Origin of the sequence: Nonomuraea sp. NPDC049714 (genome assembly GCF_044465295.1) — a bacterium.
Taxonomy (GTDB): Bacteria; Actinomycetota; Actinomycetes; order Streptosporangiales; family Streptosporangiaceae; genus Nonomuraea.
Map to the genome: position 1 here is coordinate 146,265 of NZ_JBITLM010000008.1, position 16,961 is coordinate 163,225.

Below are 16,961 nucleotides of genomic sequence, written 5' to 3' on the forward strand. Positions count from 1 at the left end.
CGCCCGCCCCCCCCCCCCCGCCCGGCCCCGCCCCGCCCCCCCCCCCCCCCCCCGGCCCGCGCCGCCCCCCCCCCCCCCCCCCCCCCCCCCCCCCCCGCCGATCAGCCCGTACTCCCGGGAGCCGTCCACCGCACCTGATCACTCATCCCACCGCGCATCGCGGTCGCCCAGCCCCCTGGGCATTCGACATCGATCTCGGGGATCGGGGACACTTCGCGCGATGACCAGAATCGATGACACACCGCCGGCGTGGGACGAGCGCACCCAGCTCACCACGTTTCTCGACTACGCACGTGACACCGCCCGCGCCAAATGCGAGGGCGTCGCCGCGGAGAACGCCCGCAAAGCGCTCCTGCCGGGCTCTCCGCTGATGACCATGAGCGGAGTGATCAACCACCTCCGCTGGGTCGAGTACTACTGGTTCCAAGTGGTCTTCCTCGGTGAGGAGGACCGGGGCCCCTGGACCGAGGAAGACCCCGACCGCGAGATGCGTATCGCCGTTGACTTCCCGCTCACTCAGTTGCTCGACGAATACGCCGAACAGAGCGCCCGCTACCGCGACCTGGTCGCCGGGAACGGCCTGGACAAGCAGGCCCAGCGAGCCGTCCGCAACGGCCTTCACGTCGACCTGCGCTGGATCCTCCTCCACCTCACCGAGGAGACGGCCCGTCACAACGGCCACCTGGACATCCTGCGCGAGATGCTCGACGGCACGACCGGCGGCTAGACAGTTCTTCAACGCGTTGATCGGCCGCCCTTGCCGCCCCTTCGCCGGCGGTTGGCCCGCTGGTTCTCCGGCTCGGGGATGGTGCGCTTCCGTGACCGGAATGAGCTTCGAAGGATCATGCCGGGATCGGTCGACAGTGTCCGGTCGGGGTCGCCCGAGCCCACTAGGCCAAGTAGTCGTAGGCCAAGTAGTCGCCGTGCTCCAGGTCGTCGAGCAGTGTCGGGTGGGTGGGCGACCAGTCGAGCGATTCCTGGGTGTAAGCGCCGGAGACGGGCGCGTCGATGCCGTAGACAGTGGCCATGAACGGGCTTGCGAAGTGCGCGGCGGCCTCTTCCTGGGTCAGCGAGACCGTGGGCAGATCGAGGCCCCGGGCGATCGTCTCCGCGATGCTCTTCAGGGTGACGCCGCTTTCGGCTACGCCGTGCAGCACGCTGCCCGCGGGAGCCTTCTCCACTGCCAGGCGGAACAGGATCGCCGCGTCGAGCCGATGTACTGCGGGCCACCGATTGGCGCCGTCGCCGATGTAGGCGGACACGCCGGTCATTCGCGCGGTGGCGACGAGCATGCCGATGAAGCCGTGGTCCCCTTCGCCGTGGACGGTAGGAGCGAGCCGGACCACGCTCGCGCGTACTCCCCGGGCGGCGAATCCCAGGCAGGCTTTCTCGCCGGGGATCCGGAAGCCCGCGACCCCGGCCGGATCGGGTTCGTCCTTCTCGGTGGTCTCCCGGCCGGCCGGCATGACCAGCGTGCCTGAGGTGCTGACGAACGGCTTGTCCGATCGTTCCAGCGCTTGGCCGAGCGTCTCGATCGCGGTCCGGTCGCGCCTCATCATGTCGTCCGGGTCGGCGAAGTCGCCGCCGAAGGCCATGTGCAGGACGCCGTCGGCGGCTTCGGCGCCGCTCCGCAGGCTGTCGAGGTCGTCCAGAGAGCCGCGGTGTGGTGTGGCGCCCAGAGACTCCAGCCGAGCGGCGGCGCTGTCCGAGCGCGCCAGGCCGGTGACGATGTGGCCGGCCGCGACGAGCTCGGCGACGACGGTGGGGCCGGTCAGGCCGGAACCACCGGTAACGAAGACATGCATGAGATGCTCCCCCTTATACGCCAGTGACTGGCGCTACTTAGCGCCAGTCACTGACTCTACATGTAGCGCCAGCCACTGACACATGCGGTAGCCTCGGAGGGTGCCACGGAGCGGAGCAGAAGCGCGCCGCCGCCTTCAGCAGGCGGCCATGGAGCTGTACCGGGAACGCGGGTTCGACCAGACCACCACGGCTGAGATCGCCGCCCGGGCCGGCGTCAACGAGCGCACCTTCTTCCGGCACTTCCCGGACAAGCGCGAGGTGCTCTTCGACGGCGAAGCCGCCCTGCGCACCGCGCTGACGCAGGCGGTGGCAGAAGCGCCCGATGATCTGCAGCCGCTCGACATCCTGCTCCACGCCTTCCGGAAGGCCGGACGGATCCTGGAGGACAACCGCCCGTTCTCCGAACCACGGCAGGCGGTCATCGCCGCGACGCCGGCGCTCCGTGAACGTGAGTTGGCCAAGGCCGCGTCGCTCACCGACGCCGTAGCGGAGGCGCTGCGGCAGCGCGATGTCGCCGACCGGCTGGCCGGTCTGGCTGCGCGGACCGGCTGGGCCGCCTTTCACCAAGCGGCCCAAGCCTGGATCGACGACCCCGCACAGAGTTTGGACGACCATCTCCGCCAAGCCTTCGACGATCTGCGCGCCCTCTCGGCGGGCAAGGAAGCGGCCTCCTCGTAGAGGGCGGTCGAGGCGGGTCCTAGCCGAAGTCGCGGTGGCGGAGGGCGAGCAGGGCGGCGAGGAGAAGCCCCGCCGTGACGGTGAGCAGGGCCAGGGTCGGGCCGACAGTCATGGGCGGCCCGGCGAAGGCGTTGGGGATGTAGTGGAAGGGCTCCAGGGGGCTGCCGCCCCAGAGCCCGTACAGGGGGGCGGCGACCTGGCCGAGGATGACGGTCAGGATCCAGACGGTCCAGGAGATCGCCGCGCTCGCCCTCGGCAGCAGTGCGTACGCGAGCACGCACACCGCCCCGACGCACCAGGCGGCCGGTACGGCGCCCAGCGCCCCCGCCAGGAAGCGGGGCAGATCGGCGGTGAGGTCGCCGACGAGCACTGAGTACAGCGCGCCGAAGACGAGCCCGGCGAGGGCGAGCAGGGCCGTCGTGCCGAGGCCGGTCACGACCAGGTGCCCGGCCGCCCACCTGAGCCGGGTCACGGGGGTGGCCTGTACGGCCTCCGCGCGGCCTGAGGTCTCCTCCGCGCGCAGCCGCAGGGTCATGAGCACCGGGTAGAGGGCGATGGCGTACGCGAGGATCAGGATCAAATACCAGGAGTAGGCGCCGAGCGTGGCGTCGGCGGGCACGCCGAGGCTTTGGGTGATGTTGTCGACCACGATGCTGGGCCGCGAGAGGAGTTCCCGGCCCAGCGGGCTCAGCGCGGCGGCCGCCGCCGCGAAGAACGCGACTCCTGCCGCCCACTTCACCAGCAGGTCGCGGTGCAGCCGCCAGGCCAGGCTGGTCGGGCCGCGCAGGTTCGGGGCCGTCGCGCGCCCGAGTCGTTCGGGCAGTATCCCGGCGCCCAGGTCGCGGCGGCCGAGCAGGCGGTAGGCGACGGCGAGCAGGACGGCGGCCGTCAGGATCGGGACGCCGAGCATCCACCACCGTTCGTCCTGGTAGGCCCGCACCAGATGGCTCCAGCCGAGCGGGGACAGGTTCTTCAGCCAGTACTGCCCGCTCGCGTCACCGGCGTAGCGCATCACGTACGAGAGGGCGAGGACGGTGAGGGCGATCGTGGTGGCCGTACGGGCGTCGCGTGCCACTTGGGCGGCGACGGCGGCGATGCCGGCGAAGACCCAGCCCGCGACCGTGACGGCGGCCCCGTAGGCGAGCGACCCGAGCGGTTCGAGCCCGACCCCGATCAGCACGACGGCCGTCGAAAGGCCGCAGACCAGGCTGGTCCCGGCCGCCACCAGCACGGCGGCGGTCAGCTGGGCGTGGCGGCTCACCACGGCTGAGCGGACCAGCTCACTACGGCCGGTGTCCTCCTCCGCGCGGGTGTGCCGGACGACGGACATGACGGCCGCGAACGCGCTCGCCAGATAGAGGAAGCCGCCGCTGCGCCACGTGGCGAGCACTTCCAGCCGCGGTTCGGCGAATCCGCCGCCGAGCCCCTGGAAGAAGGCGTTGCGGCGGATGAGGTCGACGTAGGCGACTTTCAGCTCGTAGGTGCCCATGTTCCTGGTGACGTACGCGACCATCACCAGGGCCAGGCTCACGATCAGCAGGATCCACCACGGGGCGATGGCCCGTTCGCGGCGCAGCGCCAGGCGGGCCAGGTGGCCGGTGCCGGTGAGCGCGGTCATCGAACCGCTCCCGTGTGCGGCGCGTCCGCGACGCGGTCGTAGTGGCGCAGGAACAGCTCCTCAAGGGTGGCGGGCCGGCTGACGAGGCCGCGTACGCCGGCGTCCGTGAGGTGTCTCAGCACCGCGTCCAGGGCGGCGGTGTCGACGTCGAACCGGACCCGGCCGCCCTCGGCTTTCAGGTCGTGTACGCCGGGCAGCGCGGCCAGCCCGTCCGCCGGCGCCGCCAGGTCGGCCTGGATGGAGGTGCGGGTGAGGTGGCGCAGGTCGGCAAGGGTGCCGCTCTCCACCGTGCGGCCGTCCTTGATGATGGTCACCCGGTCGCACAGGGCCTCGACCTCGGACAGGATGTGGCTGGACAGCAGCACCGTCCGGTCTCCGCGGCGCCGCTCCTGACGCACCGTCTCGCGGAACGCCTCCTCCATCAGGGGGTCCAGGCCGGAGGTGGGCTCGTCGAGGATGAGCAGCTCGGCGCCGGAGGCCAGCGCGGCGATCAGGGCGACCTTCTGCCGGTTGCCCTTGGAGTAGGCGCGGCTCTTCTTGCGGGGGTCCAGGTCGAAGCGCTCCAGCAGCTCGTCGCGACGCCGCTCGTCGAGCCCGCCGCGCAGCCGGCCGAGCAGGTCGATCACCTCGCCGCCGGACAGCTGGGGCCACAGGGTGACGTCGCCGGGCACGTAGGCGAGCCTGCGGTGCAGCTCGGTCGCGTCGGCCCACGGGTCGCCGCCGAGCAGCCGGGCGGTGCCCGCGTCCGGCCGGAGCATGCCGAGCAGGGTCCGGATCGTGGTGCTCTTGCCGGCGCCGTTGGGCCCCAGGAAGGCGTGCACCTCACCGGTGCCCACGACGAGATCGAGGCCGTCCAGGGCGCGGGTGGCGCCGAACGCCTTGACCAGGCCGGTTACCGCTATCGCGTCACTCATCAGCGTGCTCCTCGGTCGAACGCCGGGTGCTCTCCAGGGCGTCGCGGTGCGCGGCGGCCTGCTCGGGGCTGAGCCAGGGGTGGGAGTAGAGATCGAGCAGGGTCACGGCGAGCAGGTCGGCGCCCTCCTCGGTGGACACGTCTACGCCCAGCCCCCGGGACACGTGCTCGTGCAGGATCCCGACGGCCAGGGCCATCGCCGTGCCCACCGTCGCCCTGGCCTTGCGGTGGGCGAAGGGCGGATCGGAGCGGCGCTCGTCGAGCTCGGCGAGCCACTGCTCGCTCATCTGGACCATCGCGTCGAACACCGGCTCCGCCCATCCCTCGGTCAGGGCCCGCGCCAGGTACCGCTGGTAGGGGCCGAGGGCCGCCAGGGAGGCCCCGACGTAGTTCACGCCGCCGACGGGTGCGTCGGCGGCGGTCGTGTCGGCGGCGACCTGCTCGTTGATCCTGGTGATCAGCTTGATCAGGTGGGCGTCGCAGGCCTGGCGCAGCGCCTGCTTGGACCCGAAGTGATGGCGCACCAGCCCCGGGGACACTCCTGCGGCTTCGGCGATCCGGCGGGTCGTCGCCGCCTCGAAGCCGTGCTCCCCGAAGAGCCGCAGGGCCGCGTCCCGGATCCGCGCGCGAGCGGTCAGGTCCTCGGGGTCGGGTCTCGACGTCGTCACGAGTCCATTGTCCAATCGTCCAGGAAGCTATCCGTTTGAAGAGGATACTATCCAACCGTATAGTCCGTGGACACCACGAGATCCACCGAACATCGACCGTACGGTGTACCGTACGAGTTGTGACTGTTGAGTACAGCGGCAAAGGCGATCCGGCGCGCAGCCTGGCGTTGCTCTGGCGGACCAGCGAGCGCACCAGCCGCAAGGGCAAGCCCGACCTGAGCGTGGACCGCATCGTCCGGGCGGCCATCGAAGTGGCCGACGCCGACGGGCTGCAGGCGCTGTCCATGCGCCGGGTCGCCGAGAGGCTCGGGGTCGGGACGATGTCGCTCTACACCTACGTGCCGGGCAAGCCGGAGCTGCTCGACGTCATGCTCGACACCGTGTACGGCGAGACGGCGTACGCCGGGACGGGGCACGGCGAAATGGGGCACGCCGGGACGGGGCAGGGCGAGATGGGGCACGCCGGGACGGGGCAGGGCGAGACCGCCGGGCCCGAGGAGGTGCCCGGCGGGTGGCGGGGGCGGCTGGAGGTCATCGCCAGGGAGAACTGGCGGCTCTACCTGCGCCATCCGTGGCTGCTGCAGGTGGCGGCGAGCCGGCCGGTGCTCGGCCCGAACGTCACCGCCAAGTACGACTACGAGCTACGTGCCGTCGACGGGATCGGCCTGACCGACGTGGAGATGGACTCGGTGATCACGCTGGTCACCGGGTTCGTGCACGGCACGGCGAGGGGGGCCGTCGAGGCCGCGCAGGCGGAGAGCCGGACCGGGCTGTCGGACGAGCAGTGGTGGGCCGCCCATGCGCCGTTCTTCAGCCGGATCGCCGACGTCGGGCGCTTCCCCACGGCGGCGCGGGTCGGCCAGGCCACGGGCGAGGCCCTGGGGGCCGCCTACAGCGCCGAGCACGCCTTCGAGTTCGGCCTCCAGCGTGTCCTGGACGGCATCGAGGCACTGGTGAGCGGGCGCGCGAGCACTCCCCCTGCCGACTGACAGCGGGCCGGTCCAGCGGTCGGCTCGTGGACGGCCGCCGGCGAGCCGGGCAGCCGGTCAGGTCGTGGGGCGGCTGGCGGCGAGCAGAGCCGTGCGGTGCCGCTCGGTGGGCGGCCTGGCCCACGTCAGCCCCGGCCCCGCCTCGTTGATCAGGCCGAACACCACGTCCCGCAGCAGCGCCGCGGCCGGCATGGCAGGCCGTTCGGCACGCGCCTTCTCGTAGAGCTCCACGACCCGGCCCAGATCGAGCAGCGCCGTGTTGGCGTACTCCTCCGGCGAGCCGGGCAGCGTGACCTCCAGGCAGCCGACGCTCCCGTCCCCCGACGGCGACGCGCCGTCCGGGCGGACGATCTCGCGTACGGCGGCCGTGAAGCCGGGCCCGTCCATCCCGTCGACCTCGCCGCTCAGCCAGTCGGCGCGCAGGTGCAGCACGCCGGGCTGCTCGGTGGCGACACACTGGGCGACCAGTTCGCGTACCGTCCCCTGCGGGTCGTGCAGCCCGTCCTGCCCGCGCCCGGTGAACCGGTCGGCGAGCAGATAGAGGGAGATGAGCCGGGGCGGATCGACGATCCTGAGCAGCCCCCGCTCCTCGTCCAAGCTGAGCGGGCCCACCTGGTCGTGGCAGGCCCGCACGCCCTCCATGAACGCCACCCGGGCGTCCTCGCCCAGCCGGGACTCCCAGTCCCAGCCGGGCCGGCCCCCGGGTTCGTCAGCTCCACGCGTGTTACGCCGGAACGACCACACGATCACGCCGATGACGGCCACCGCCCCCGCCACTGCGATCCACACGATCCACGCCCTTCTATCAAGGAAAGCGTAGTGTGATCATGCCGGATTTAAGGCTTTTCTGCTATCTGACCGGCGCAGCACGCAGACGGACGACGTGCTCGACGAGCGAGATCAGCGTCGACTTGACCGACTCCCGGCTCCGCGCGTCCGTCCGTACGATCGGCACGTGGCCGCCGAGCGCCAGCGCCTCCCGCACTTCCTCGTCGGTGTGCTGGAACTGCCCGTCCCAGCCGTTGATGCCCACCAGGAACGGCAGCTTCGCCTCTTCGAAGTAGTCGATCGCCGGGAAGCTGTCCGCCAGCCGCCTGGTGTCGAGCAGCACCACGGCCCCGATGGCGCCGCGTACCAGGTCATCCCACATGAACCAGAACCGGTGCTGCCCGGGCGTGCCGAACAGGTAGAGGATCAGGTCGCGATCCAGTGAGAGCCGGCCGAAGTCCATCGCCACGGTGGTCGTCTGCTTGTTCGGAGTCAAACCGAGGTCGTCGATGCCCGCGGACGCGTCGGTCATCACCGCTTCCGTGGTGAGCGGGAGAATCTCGGACACCGCCTTCACGAACGTCGTCTTGCCGACGCCGAACCCGCCGGCCACGACGATTTTCGTCGAGGTAAGCCCGGGGCTAGAGCCTGCGAAGTCCACTGAGCACCCTTTCGAGCATATTGAGGTCTGGCTGTCCCTGGTCGAGGCGTGGCGCGTGCAGGCGAACGAGCCCTTCGTCCGACATGTCCGCCACCAGCACGCGAGCCACGCCCAGCGGGACACGGAGCAGGGCCGAGATCTCGGCGACCGACCGGATCGAGCGGCAGAGTTGCATGATCGCATCCTGCTCGGGAGTGAGCAGGGCCATCTCGTCGTCCGGTATGGACATGGACGAGATCAGCGTCTCCATCGCCAGGTGGTAGCGCGGCTCTGAACGGCCGCCGGTCACCGCGTAAGGACGGAACAGGGGCTCGTCGTCGTCCCCGGCCCCGCTACTGCCGTACACGGCCCTGTCCCATCATCTGCATCGCGTCACCGCACCCTGGCTGCCTGCAGTTCCGCACGCAGGGCGGGCGTCAGGGCTTGGCCCGCCCGGTCGACGAGCAGCGTCATCTGGTACGCCACCAAACCCATGTCGCAGTCCGGCCCGGCCAGCACCGTCAGCACCGAGCCGTCGCTGATCGCCATGACCAGAAGCAGCCCACGCTGCATCTCCACCACGGTCTGCGATACCGCGCCACCCTCGAACACCCGGGAAGCGCCCACGGTCAGGCTCAGCAGGCCGGCGGAAACCGCGGCGAGCTGGTCGGCCCTGTCCGGTGGGAAGCCCTCGGAGGTGGCCAGGCACAGCCCGTCCGCTGAGACGACGACCGCGTGCGCGACTCCGGGCGTGTTCCGCACGAAGTCGGTGATCAGCCAGTCAAACCGATGTGCCTCATGGCTGAGGGTCGTCACTCGCCCTCCCTAGGACGCTTACTCACTCTCGTTCCTCCTGTTCACGTACTTCGGCACGACCCCGCCGCACTCCTTGCTGATAGCTCGCCATCCGGCTGCGCACCCGGGTCGCGGAGACCGGCGGCGCCGGAGCCTGCCGCTGTTGCGGCTGCTGCTCCGATCGGCCGACCGTCCCCGGAACGAGGTTGGCCTTGGGCGTTCGCTTCGGGAGTCCGGCAGCGGTCACGCCGCCGAGGCTCGGATCGCTAGCGGCTGCCGCCGCACGCCATCCGGCGTCCGCGGCGGTTCGCCACGTTTCCTCCACAGAGGGTACGGGTTGCGCGGGGGTTTGCTCATTCCGGTTCGGTTCCGGTGCTATATCGTCCGGGGGCTTGCGGAACCAGGCGGACTCCACCGAGGCGAAGATCGGCAGGAACTCCTCCTGCTCGGCCTCCATCGACGAGACCTCCACCGAGGGCGGCGGCTGATCCTGCTTGCGCACGTCGTTGGTGTCGTACCTCGGCTGCGGCGTGGGGTACGAGCTGTCCGTGCTCGGATACGACGGGAAGGAACCGATCCGCTCGGGCCCGGACGGGAACGGATCCGAGGGGAACGAGTCCGACGACGGGTAGGAAGGCGGCGGAGTGCTCTGTGACGGGCCGCCACGCGACGGAAGCTCCTGCGACGGAAGCTCCTGCGACGGGGGCTGCTGAGGCGGGGGCTGCTGAGGCGGGGGCTGCTGCGACGGCGTGCCCTGTGGTGGCAGACCCTGTGGTGGCGGGCCCTGTGCCGGTGGGCCCTGGGGCGCTGGGCTCTGGGGCGGCGAGGTCGGGCTCGGGTACGACGGGAAGACGCCGGAGTCGTACGACTGCGGCCTGGAAGCGCCGTTGCCGGTGCTGGGCGGCTGCGGCCTGAAGGCGCCGGTGTCGTTGCCGGTGTCGAAGGAGTGCGGCCGGAAGGCGCCCCCGTCGGTGTCGGCGGTGAAGGGGCGGGCGGTGCCGGCGCCGTGGTCGAAGGAGTCGAAGGAGCCGTAGGAGTGGTAGCCGTTCTGCACCGGCGCGGCGGGCCGCTGCGGGACCGGCGCGCCTGCTCCGCCGAACCCGGAACGCTGCGGCAGCGGCGGCTGGTTGACGTCCTGGACCAGGGCCGGCGGCAGCAGCACCATGGCGATCAGCCCGTCGCCGTCACCCTTGCGGAGCTGGACCCGGATGCCGTGGCGCAGCGCCAGCCGGCCGACCACGAACAGGCCCATCCGGCGCGACACCGACACGTCCACGACGGGCGGCTCGGCGAGGCGGCGGTTGGCCTCGGCCAGTTCCTCCGGGGTCATGCTGATGCCGGCGTCGGTCACCGACAGCAGGGCGCCGCCGCCTTCGATGAGGCTGCTGGAGACCACGACCTGCGAGTTCTTCGGCGAGAACTGGATGGCGTTCTCGACCAGCTCGGCCACGAGGTGGACCAGGTCGTTGGCGGCGCTGCCGAGCACGGAGGTGGCCCGGTGCACCTTTACCTGGACGCGCTCGTACCCCTCGACCTCAGAGAGCGCGGCGCGCACCACGTCGACCAGCTTGGCCGGCTGGCTGCGCCTGCGGGTGGGCTCGTGCCCGGCGAGGACCAGGAGGTTCTCGGAGTTGCGCCGCATGCGGGTGGCCAGGTGGTCGAGCTTGAACAGGTCGGACAGCCTGCCGCCGTCCTGCTCGCCCTTCTCCAGGCCGTCGATGAGCGAGATCTGACGCTCGACCAGCGTCTGGGTGCGGCGCGAGAGGTTGACGAACATGGCGCTGATGTTGCCCCGGAGCTCGGCCTCCTCGCCCGCGAGGCGTACGGCCTGGCGGTGGACCTGGTCGAAGGCCTTGGCGACCTCGCCGATCTCGTCGTCGCCGTCGATCGCGATCGGCCGCACCTCGGGCGCGGCGTCGCCGGAGACGCGCAGTTTGCGCACCACGTCCGGCAGGCGGAAGCCGGCGATCTCCAGCGCCTCGGTGCGCAGGCGGCGCAGCGGCGTGACCATCGACCGGGCGATGGCGATGGTGAGCAGCAGCACGAGCAGCAGCAGGCCGACGATCAGGGCCGCGGCGATGATCGCGTTGCGGATCTCCGCGTCACGCAGTTCCTGGCTGCGCAGGGCCACCCGCTCGCTGAGCTTGGTCTCGATTCCGCCCAGGGCGTCGATGGTGGTGGCGTTCTCGTCGAACCACTGGTCGGGGGCGGACTTCTCGCGCGTGGTCTGGGCGAGCAGGTTGGACCTGATCCGGACGCCGGGGGCCTTGCCGCTGGCCAGCGTGATCGCGCGGGACTTGGTCAGCTCGGTGTTGTAGTACTCGGGGATGGTCAGGGCCTTCTGCAGGTCCATGCCGACCTCGGCACCCGCCTCCTGGGCGACGGTGGCGATCTCGCTGCGCTGGGCCGCGTTGGAGGCGATGAACCGCTCGATCTCCTTGGCGTCCACGCTGGCGGAGTTGTAGTGGCCCCGCAGCAGCTGGACCCGCTGGCGGGAGACCTGCTCCTTGGCGCGGGCCAGCGCGTTCAGCGCGCGGAAATGGCCGACGATCTGAGAGTCGTCGCTGAGCAGGCTCAGCTCCTCGTGCAGCCGGAGCAGGGTGTCGAGCAGCGTGTCGTAACGGGTGGTGTCGCGCTGGCCTTCGGCTCTGGTTCTGGGCAGCGAGTTGAGGTCGGTGTGGGCCCGCTGGACGACGCGCAGGACGCGGTCACCGTAGGACTCGTCCATCGAGGACAGGTCGCCGCGCACGGTCTTGACCAGGCGGTCGACGTCGGCCTTGCGCTCGGCGTAGGGCTCGGCGAGCCGCTTGCGCAGGCTCCTGGCGGCGTCGGACCAGCCGCCGGTGTCACGCTCCAGGCCCAGCGCCTGCACGAGGTCCCGGATGTGGGCCGCCTGCTCGGCGGCGACGGCCGTACGGTCGTAGTCGTTGATGCTCTGGACCGAACCCACCACGCGCGCTCCCCCGAGCACGACACCGGCGATGGTGGGAACCAGGACGAGCGCCGTGAGACGCCATCTCACGCGCCAGTTACGCAGCGCCAGCCGTGGCAGTAACCGCCGTCCGCGGTCTTTGGCGGCGGCGAAGCCGCTGTCGGAGCTCCCCGTAGTCACAACTCCCGATACCCCTCAATCATCCCGCTCGCGCACGGGTCGTCAGGCCGTCCACAAGGTATCCGCAGCATCCGACTAATCAGTCCAAATCGGACACAATCGTTACGAATGTGAACGTCAGCCGTGTGCTCTTGGTTATCGCAGTGCTGCGAGCACGGCGTCGCGGACCTGATTGCGCTGCGCCTCGTCGCTGAGGGGGCGTCCGGCGCGGTCAAGCACGTAGAACACGTCCACCGCCTCCGCGCCGAGAGTCTCTACGCGGGCGGCTCTCACGTCAAGACCGCACTCCCCGAAGGCACGACCGATACGCCACAACAGGCCTGGCCTGTCATGGGCCCTGACTTCCACCACGGTGGCGGTGGCGGAAGCGTCATCCACCAACGTCACCCGGGGTGGAGCTACGGGCACCCGGGCGGGTCTCATAGATCGTGTACGGCGTGCGAGTCGCTGCTCGATGTCAAGACGTCCAGCAAGGACGAGACGGAGATCCGCCTCCAAGGTGGCGGGGTCCGGCGGGGAGCCGTACTCGGGGGTGACGGAGAACTCGATCATGGCGGTGGAGCCCGCGGACGCGGCCGAGGCCGAGCGGACCACCATGCGATGCGCGGCCAGCACCCCGGCGGCGCTCCACAGCAGCCCGGCCCGGTCGGGGGCCACCACCGTGACGGCGCCCCCGTTGACGCGGATGGCGCCGCCCCCGTGGCGGGCCAGCGCGGCCTGCTCCGCCGACAGGACGGGCGCCTTGGGCGGCGGCGAGCCGGACAGCACCGAGCGCACGCGGCGCACCAGGTCGGCGACGAGCCCGGCCTTCCACGAGTTCCAGGCGGCGGACCCGGTGGCGGTGCCGTCGGCGACGGCCAGCGCGGCCAGCAGCTCCAGCACCTCGCGGGAGCCGACCGTGGCGGCCACCTTCTCGATCGTGACGGGGTCGTCCAGGTCCCTGCGGGTGGCGGTCTCGGGCAGCAGCAGGTGGTGGCGGACGACGGTGGCGAGGATCTCCACGTCCTGGGCCGGCAGGCCGAGGCGGACGCCGATGTCGCGGACCACGACCTCGCCGGTGACCGAGTGGTCGCCCGGCCAGCCCTTGCCGATGTCGTGGAAGAGCGCCGAGATCAGCAGCAGGTCGGGGCGCGAGACGTCGCGGGTGTGGCTGGCGGCGTTCGCGGCGGCCTCGATCAGGTGCCGGTCGACGGTGAAGCGGTGGATCGGGTGGCGTTGCGGGCGGTGCCGTACGCGCTCCCAGTCAGGAAGGAGTCTGACAAGGATGCCCGCCTGGTCGAGCTCCTCCCAGACGGGCACGGCCGCGCGGCCGGCGCCGAGGATCGCCACCAGCGCGCCGCGGGCCTCCTCAGGCCACGGAACCGGCATCGGAGCCGACTGAGCTGCGAGAACGGACACGGTCGCGGGGGCCAGCGGCAGCCCGGACTCGGCCGCCGCGGCGGCGGCGCGCAGCACCAGCACCGGGTCCGTACGCGGCGTGACCCCTCTGGCGAGCACCACCTCGCCACCGTGCTCGACCACGCCGTCGGCCAGCGGGCGCCGCCCGCGCGGGGCCGGTCCTGACACCAGCCGGTCAACCGAACGCCAGGTGCCGTCGAAGGCGTGGGAGATGGTCCGGCCCGCCTCGGCGAGCCTGCGCATGAGCGCCTCGGCGTCGAGCAGGCCGAGCACTCCGGCCACGGCGTCCTGCTCCTGAAGCACCAGTTTGTCCGCGCCGCGCGCGGTGACGACGTGCAGGGCGTGCCTGACGTCGAGGATGAACTCGTAGGCCTCACGCGGCCGGGGGCCGGGCGCGGAGGCCACCCAGGCCGCTGCCACGGCCTGCATCGCCTGGACGTCGCGCAGCCCGCCGCGGCCGTCCTTGAGGTCGGGTTCGAGGAGGAAGGCCAGCTCGCCGCTGACCTGCGCCCGCTTGTCGGCGGCGTCACGCAGCTCGCTCAGCCTGCGCCTGGAGTCGGCCCGCCACTCGGCGAGCACCGACTCCCTGGCCTTCCTCGTGAGCTCCGCATCTCCGGCGACGTGCCGGGCCTGGATCAGCCCCAGCACCGCCTTGAGATCCTGCCTGGCGACGGTCACGGCCTCGTCCACTGTGCGTACCGAATGGTCGAGGCCGACGGCGGAGTCCCAGATGGGATACCAGATCCGGTCGGCGATCCTGGCGACGTCGGCCCGGCCGTTGTGGAGCAGGACCAGGTCGAGGTCGCTGCCCGGAGCCAGCTCGCCGCGCCCCAGGCTGCCCACCGCCACCAGGGAGACGTGCTCCCCGTCGCTGGCCGTGCGGAACAGGTCCTTCAGCCACCGATCGGTGTCCGCGGCCCGCTCCTTGCGAGCCGCGGAGAATGAGCGTGCCTCGCCCCTCACCGGATCCCCCCGCTTCGCCTGGACGCCGTCGTCACAGGGCCTCTGGCCCGCGCTCCCCTGTCCGCACCCGGATGACGCTCTCGACCGGGACGGACCACACCTTGCCGTCGCCGATCTTGCCGGTCTGGGCCGCCTTGACGATGACGTCGATCACGTCCTCGGCGTCGTCCTCCTCGATGAGGACCTCCAGCCGGACCTTGGGGACGAGGTCCACTTGGTACTCGGCGCCGCGGTAGACCTCGGTGTGGCCGCGCTGACGGCCGTAGCCGCTCGCCTCGCTGACCGTCATGCCCTTGATGCCGAACTGCTCGAGGGCGGCCTTGACGTCATCGAGCTTGAAGGGCTTGATGACGGCTGTGATGAGCCTCATGCTTCCACCTTCTTCGGTGCCGGAACCGAGGTGACAGGGCCGTTGGGGGAGGAGACACCCGAGGCGTGGACCGAGCCGAGGTCGTAGCCGGTCTCCGCGTGGGTGGTGATGTCGATGCCGGTGACCTCGTCCTCTTCCTTGATCCGGAAGCCCATCGTCTTGTCGATGATCTTACCGAGGACGTAGGTGACGATGAAGGAGTAGCCGCCGACCGCGACCGGGCCGAGGATCTGCAGGCCGAGCTGGCCGAAGCCGCCGCCGTAGAACAGGCCCTCGCTCTGCTGGTCCAGGAAGGGGTAGGCGGCGAAGAAGCCGAGGGACACGGCGCCGACGATGCCGCCGACCATGTGCACGCCGACCACGTCGAGCGAGTCGTCGTAGTTGAGCTTGTACTTCAGCCCGACGGCCCAGGCGCAGATCGAGCCGGCCAGGAGACCGATGACCATGGCCGCCCAGGGGTCGACGAAGCCACAGGCCGGGGTGATGGCCACCAGACCGGCGACCGCGCCGGAGGCGACGCCGAGACTGCTGGCGTGGCCGTCACGCAGCTTCTCGACCACGAGCCAGGCGCCGGCCGCGACGGCGGCGGCGATCTGGGTGTTCATGAAGGCCAGGCCGGCCGTGCCGTCCACGGCGAGCTCGGAGCCCGCGTTGAAGCCGAACCAGCCGAACCACAGCAGGCCGGCGCCGAGCAGGACCAGCGGCAGGTTGTGCGGCCGCATCGGCTCCTTGCGCCAGCCCCTGCGCTTGCCGATGACCAGGACCAGGGCCAGGGCCGCGGCTCCGGCGTTGATGTGCACGACCGTGCCGCCGGCGAAGTCCTCGATGCCCATGGTGTTGAGCCAGCCGGTGCCCCACACCCAGTGGGCGACCGGGAAGTAGACGATCGTCGCCCAGATGACGCTGAAGACCATCCAGGCGCCGAACTTGGCACGGTCCGCGATCGCGCCGCTGATCAGGGCGACGGTGATGATGGCGAAGGTCAGCTGGAACGCGGAGAAGACGAGGCTGGGCATGCCCGTGCCGTCGTCCTTGGTGGGAAGGTCGACCAGGCTCTGCAGCCCGAGCGCGTCGAAGCCGCCGACGAAGTTGTTGATGGCCGAGCTGGGGTTGTCGGTGAACGCGAGGGAGTGCCCGAACAGCACCCAGGCGACGGTGACGGTGATGATGGCGCCGAACGACATCATCATCATGTTCAGGACACTTTTGGCCCTGGTCATACCGCCGTAGAAAAGCGCGAGGCCCGGAGTCATCAACAGCACCAGCGCTGTGGCCGCGAGCATCCAGGCCGTGGTGCCGCTATCGATCTTCACGACGCGACCCTCCTTAACTGTGACGTGTCGCCACAGCGTGTTCGCCCTCCGTTTCGTGGCTCGACCTGGTGTGTTTCACGTACGTGAATCTCGCCGCGCCGGTGTTTCACCGAAGTTTCGGTCGGCTCACCGGCCGCATTAGGAGCGTTTGAGGCCGTGGATCAGCCGTACCTCGTCGCCCCGCGCGATCGTGCCGGGCCGCAGCACCCGCGCGTACGCCCCCGCGCACGGCTGCGGACCGGTGCCGAGCACGTCCACGCGGTTGTGCCGGGCCACCGTGCGCAGCGCGCCGGTGTCGCGGGGCAGCTCCCCGTGCGCCAGCGTCGGGACGGCACAGCGCGGGGTGGGCGCGATCACGCCGAGGACCAGCTCGTCGCCGATCTCCAGCTCGCCGCCCACCCAGCCGTTCTCGGCGAAGGCGTCGGCCTCCGTCGCGATCACCAGGTTCGGCCGGTAGCGGACGGCCTCCATGGTGCCGCGCGCGCCGAGCTCGCCGATCCGGTCCAGCGTCGAGGTGGTGATCAGGTGTACGGGCGCGAAGTCGAAGAAGGTGCCCTCCGGAGCCGCCCCGCCGAGCCCGCTGGCCGTGAACGCCACCTCGGCCTCGACCCCCTGGTCGAGCACCTCGTCGGGCACCGACCGCTCCAGCGTGGCCCCCTCGGGCGGCACGTCCACCAGCCGCACGTCGCGGCCCAGAAGCTTCGACAGCTCCTCGTCGCCGGGCACCGCGTCGCCGCGCAGCGCCAGCAGTTCGCGCCACAGCCGGGGGTTCTTGGCGCTGGCTATCTTTCCCGTCGCGACGTCGAGCACGGCCCGGACCCGGTCGCCCGCCAGCCCGCGCTCGGTCACCAGGCTCGCCGTCACCTCCTCCCCCAGCATCGACTTCACCGGATAACGACGCAGCGTCTCGACCTGTCCGATCCTCATATC

At 71.0% G+C, this 16,961-nt stretch carries 15 protein-coding genes and 1 pseudogene; 3 read left to right on the forward strand and 13 right to left on the reverse strand.

Annotated features, from left to right (window positions below):
* Nucleotides 1-220: 220 nt before the first annotated feature.
* Nucleotides 221-727, forward strand: coding sequence for a DinB family protein (locus ACIBQX_RS29365; protein WP_397010045.1), 507 nt, complete (start codon nucleotides 221-223; stop codon nucleotides 725-727).
* A gap of 163 nt (nucleotides 728-890) precedes the next feature.
* Here the strand turns inward: ACIBQX_RS29365 and ACIBQX_RS29370 are convergent, their stop codons facing one another.
* Entirely contained in the window at nucleotides 891-1,805 is a 915-nt protein-coding gene (locus ACIBQX_RS29370) for an SDR family oxidoreductase (RefSeq protein WP_397010047.1), read from the reverse strand.
* A 100-nt stretch (nucleotides 1,806-1,905) separates the two neighbouring features.
* Here ACIBQX_RS29370 and ACIBQX_RS29375 point away from each other — a divergent pair, with 100 nt between their 5' ends.
* Complete coding sequence (locus tag ACIBQX_RS29375; protein ID WP_397010049.1) at nucleotides 1,906-2,484, forward strand: TetR family transcriptional regulator; 579 nt, start codon at nucleotides 1,906-1,908, stop codon at nucleotides 2,482-2,484.
* A 19-nt stretch (nucleotides 2,485-2,503) separates the two neighbouring features.
* On the opposite strand, the gene ACIBQX_RS29380 is transcribed toward ACIBQX_RS29375, so the two are convergent.
* The 3 genes from ACIBQX_RS29380 to ACIBQX_RS29390 are packed head-to-tail and all read right to left on the reverse strand — an operon-like array spanning nucleotide 2,504 to nucleotide 5,683.
* On the reverse strand, nucleotides 2,504-4,102 hold the full coding sequence (locus ACIBQX_RS29380; protein WP_397010051.1) for an ABC transporter permease: 1,599 nt from the start codon (nucleotides 4,100-4,102) through the stop codon (nucleotides 2,504-2,506).
* Nucleotides 4,099-5,016 (reverse strand): ATP-binding cassette domain-containing protein, encoded by a 918-nt coding sequence (locus ACIBQX_RS29385; RefSeq protein ID WP_397010053.1) that lies wholly within the window; start codon nucleotides 5,014-5,016, stop codon nucleotides 4,099-4,101. Before ACIBQX_RS29385 ends, ACIBQX_RS29380 begins: the two co-directional genes overlap by 4 nt.
* Entirely contained in the window at nucleotides 5,009-5,683 is a 675-nt protein-coding gene (locus ACIBQX_RS29390) for a TetR/AcrR family transcriptional regulator (protein WP_397010055.1), read from the reverse strand. The genes ACIBQX_RS29385 and ACIBQX_RS29390 overlap by 8 nt, the downstream gene beginning before the upstream one ends.
* Before the next feature lie 119 nt (nucleotides 5,684-5,802).
* Here ACIBQX_RS29390 and ACIBQX_RS29395 point away from each other — a divergent pair, with 119 nt between their 5' ends.
* Nucleotides 5,803-6,672, forward strand: coding sequence for a TetR/AcrR family transcriptional regulator (locus tag ACIBQX_RS29395; protein ID WP_397010057.1), 870 nt, complete (start codon nucleotides 5,803-5,805; stop codon nucleotides 6,670-6,672).
* A gap of 57 nt (nucleotides 6,673-6,729) precedes the next feature.
* Here ACIBQX_RS29395 and ACIBQX_RS29400 read toward each other — a convergent pair whose 3' ends face one another.
* From ACIBQX_RS29400 to ACIBQX_RS29440, 9 genes and pseudogenes are all read right to left on the reverse strand, one after another.
* Nucleotides 6,730-7,461 (reverse strand): hypothetical protein, encoded by a 732-nt coding sequence (locus tag ACIBQX_RS29400; RefSeq protein WP_397010059.1) that lies wholly within the window; start codon nucleotides 7,459-7,461, stop codon nucleotides 6,730-6,732.
* 61 nt (nucleotides 7,462-7,522) lie between these two features.
* Nucleotides 7,523-8,053: a GTP-binding protein gene (locus tag ACIBQX_RS29405; RefSeq protein ID WP_397010061.1), complete on the reverse strand. Its 531-nt coding sequence runs from the start codon at nucleotides 8,051-8,053 to the stop codon at nucleotides 7,523-7,525.
* 28 nt (nucleotides 8,054-8,081) lie between these two features.
* Entirely contained in the window at nucleotides 8,082-8,447 is a 366-nt protein-coding gene (locus ACIBQX_RS29410; RefSeq protein ID WP_397010062.1) for a DUF742 domain-containing protein, read from the reverse strand.
* 26 nt (nucleotides 8,448-8,473) lie between these two features.
* Nucleotides 8,474-8,896, reverse strand: coding sequence for a roadblock/LC7 domain-containing protein (locus ACIBQX_RS29415; protein ID WP_397010064.1), 423 nt, complete (start codon nucleotides 8,894-8,896; stop codon nucleotides 8,474-8,476).
* A gap of 22 nt (nucleotides 8,897-8,918) precedes the next feature.
* Nucleotides 8,919-11,897 carry a nitrate- and nitrite sensing domain-containing protein gene (locus ACIBQX_RS29420; protein ID WP_397010066.1) on the reverse strand — a complete coding sequence of 993 codons (2,979 nt, stop codon included), beginning with the start codon at nucleotides 11,895-11,897 and terminating at the stop codon, nucleotides 8,919-8,921.
* Between the two features lie 225 nt (nucleotides 11,898-12,122).
* A pseudogene (locus ACIBQX_RS29425) lies at nucleotides 12,123-14,360 on the reverse strand ([protein-PII] uridylyltransferase); the annotation flags it as partial.
* Between the two features lie 19 nt (nucleotides 14,361-14,379).
* Nucleotides 14,380-14,718, reverse strand: coding sequence for a P-II family nitrogen regulator (locus ACIBQX_RS29430; protein WP_397010068.1), 339 nt, complete (start codon nucleotides 14,716-14,718; stop codon nucleotides 14,380-14,382).
* A complete protein-coding gene (locus tag ACIBQX_RS29435; RefSeq protein ID WP_397010070.1) occupies nucleotides 14,715-16,031 on the reverse strand; it encodes an ammonium transporter in 1,317 nt (438 codons plus the stop codon). The genes ACIBQX_RS29430 and ACIBQX_RS29435 overlap by 4 nt, the downstream gene beginning before the upstream one ends.
* Before the next feature lie 138 nt (nucleotides 16,032-16,169).
* Nucleotides 16,170-16,958, reverse strand: coding sequence for an MOSC domain-containing protein (locus ACIBQX_RS29440; protein ID WP_397010072.1), 789 nt, complete (start codon nucleotides 16,956-16,958; stop codon nucleotides 16,170-16,172).
* Nucleotides 16,959-16,961 lie beyond the last annotated feature (3 nt).

Coding starts and splice junctions, on each gene's coding strand:
- ACIBQX_RS29380 (WP_397010051.1), bottom strand. CDS start 4,102: ATGACCGCGCTCACCGGCACCGGCCACCTGGCCCGCCTGGCGCTGCGC.
- ACIBQX_RS29430 (WP_397010068.1), bottom strand. CDS start 14,718: ATGAGGCTCATCACAGCCGTCATCAAGCCCTTCAAGCTCGATGACGTC.
- ACIBQX_RS29385 (WP_397010053.1), bottom strand. CDS start 5,016: ATGAGTGACGCGATAGCGGTAACCGGCCTGGTCAAGGCGTTCGGCGCC.
- ACIBQX_RS29365 (WP_397010045.1), top strand. CDS start 221: ATGACCAGAATCGATGACACACCGCCGGCGTGGGACGAGCGCACCCAG.
- ACIBQX_RS29440 (WP_397010072.1), bottom strand. CDS start 16,958: ATGAGGATCGGACAGGTCGAGACGCTGCGTCGTTATCCGGTGAAGTCG.
- ACIBQX_RS29370 (WP_397010047.1), bottom strand. CDS start 1,805: ATGCATGTCTTCGTTACCGGTGGTTCCGGCCTGACCGGCCCCACCGTC.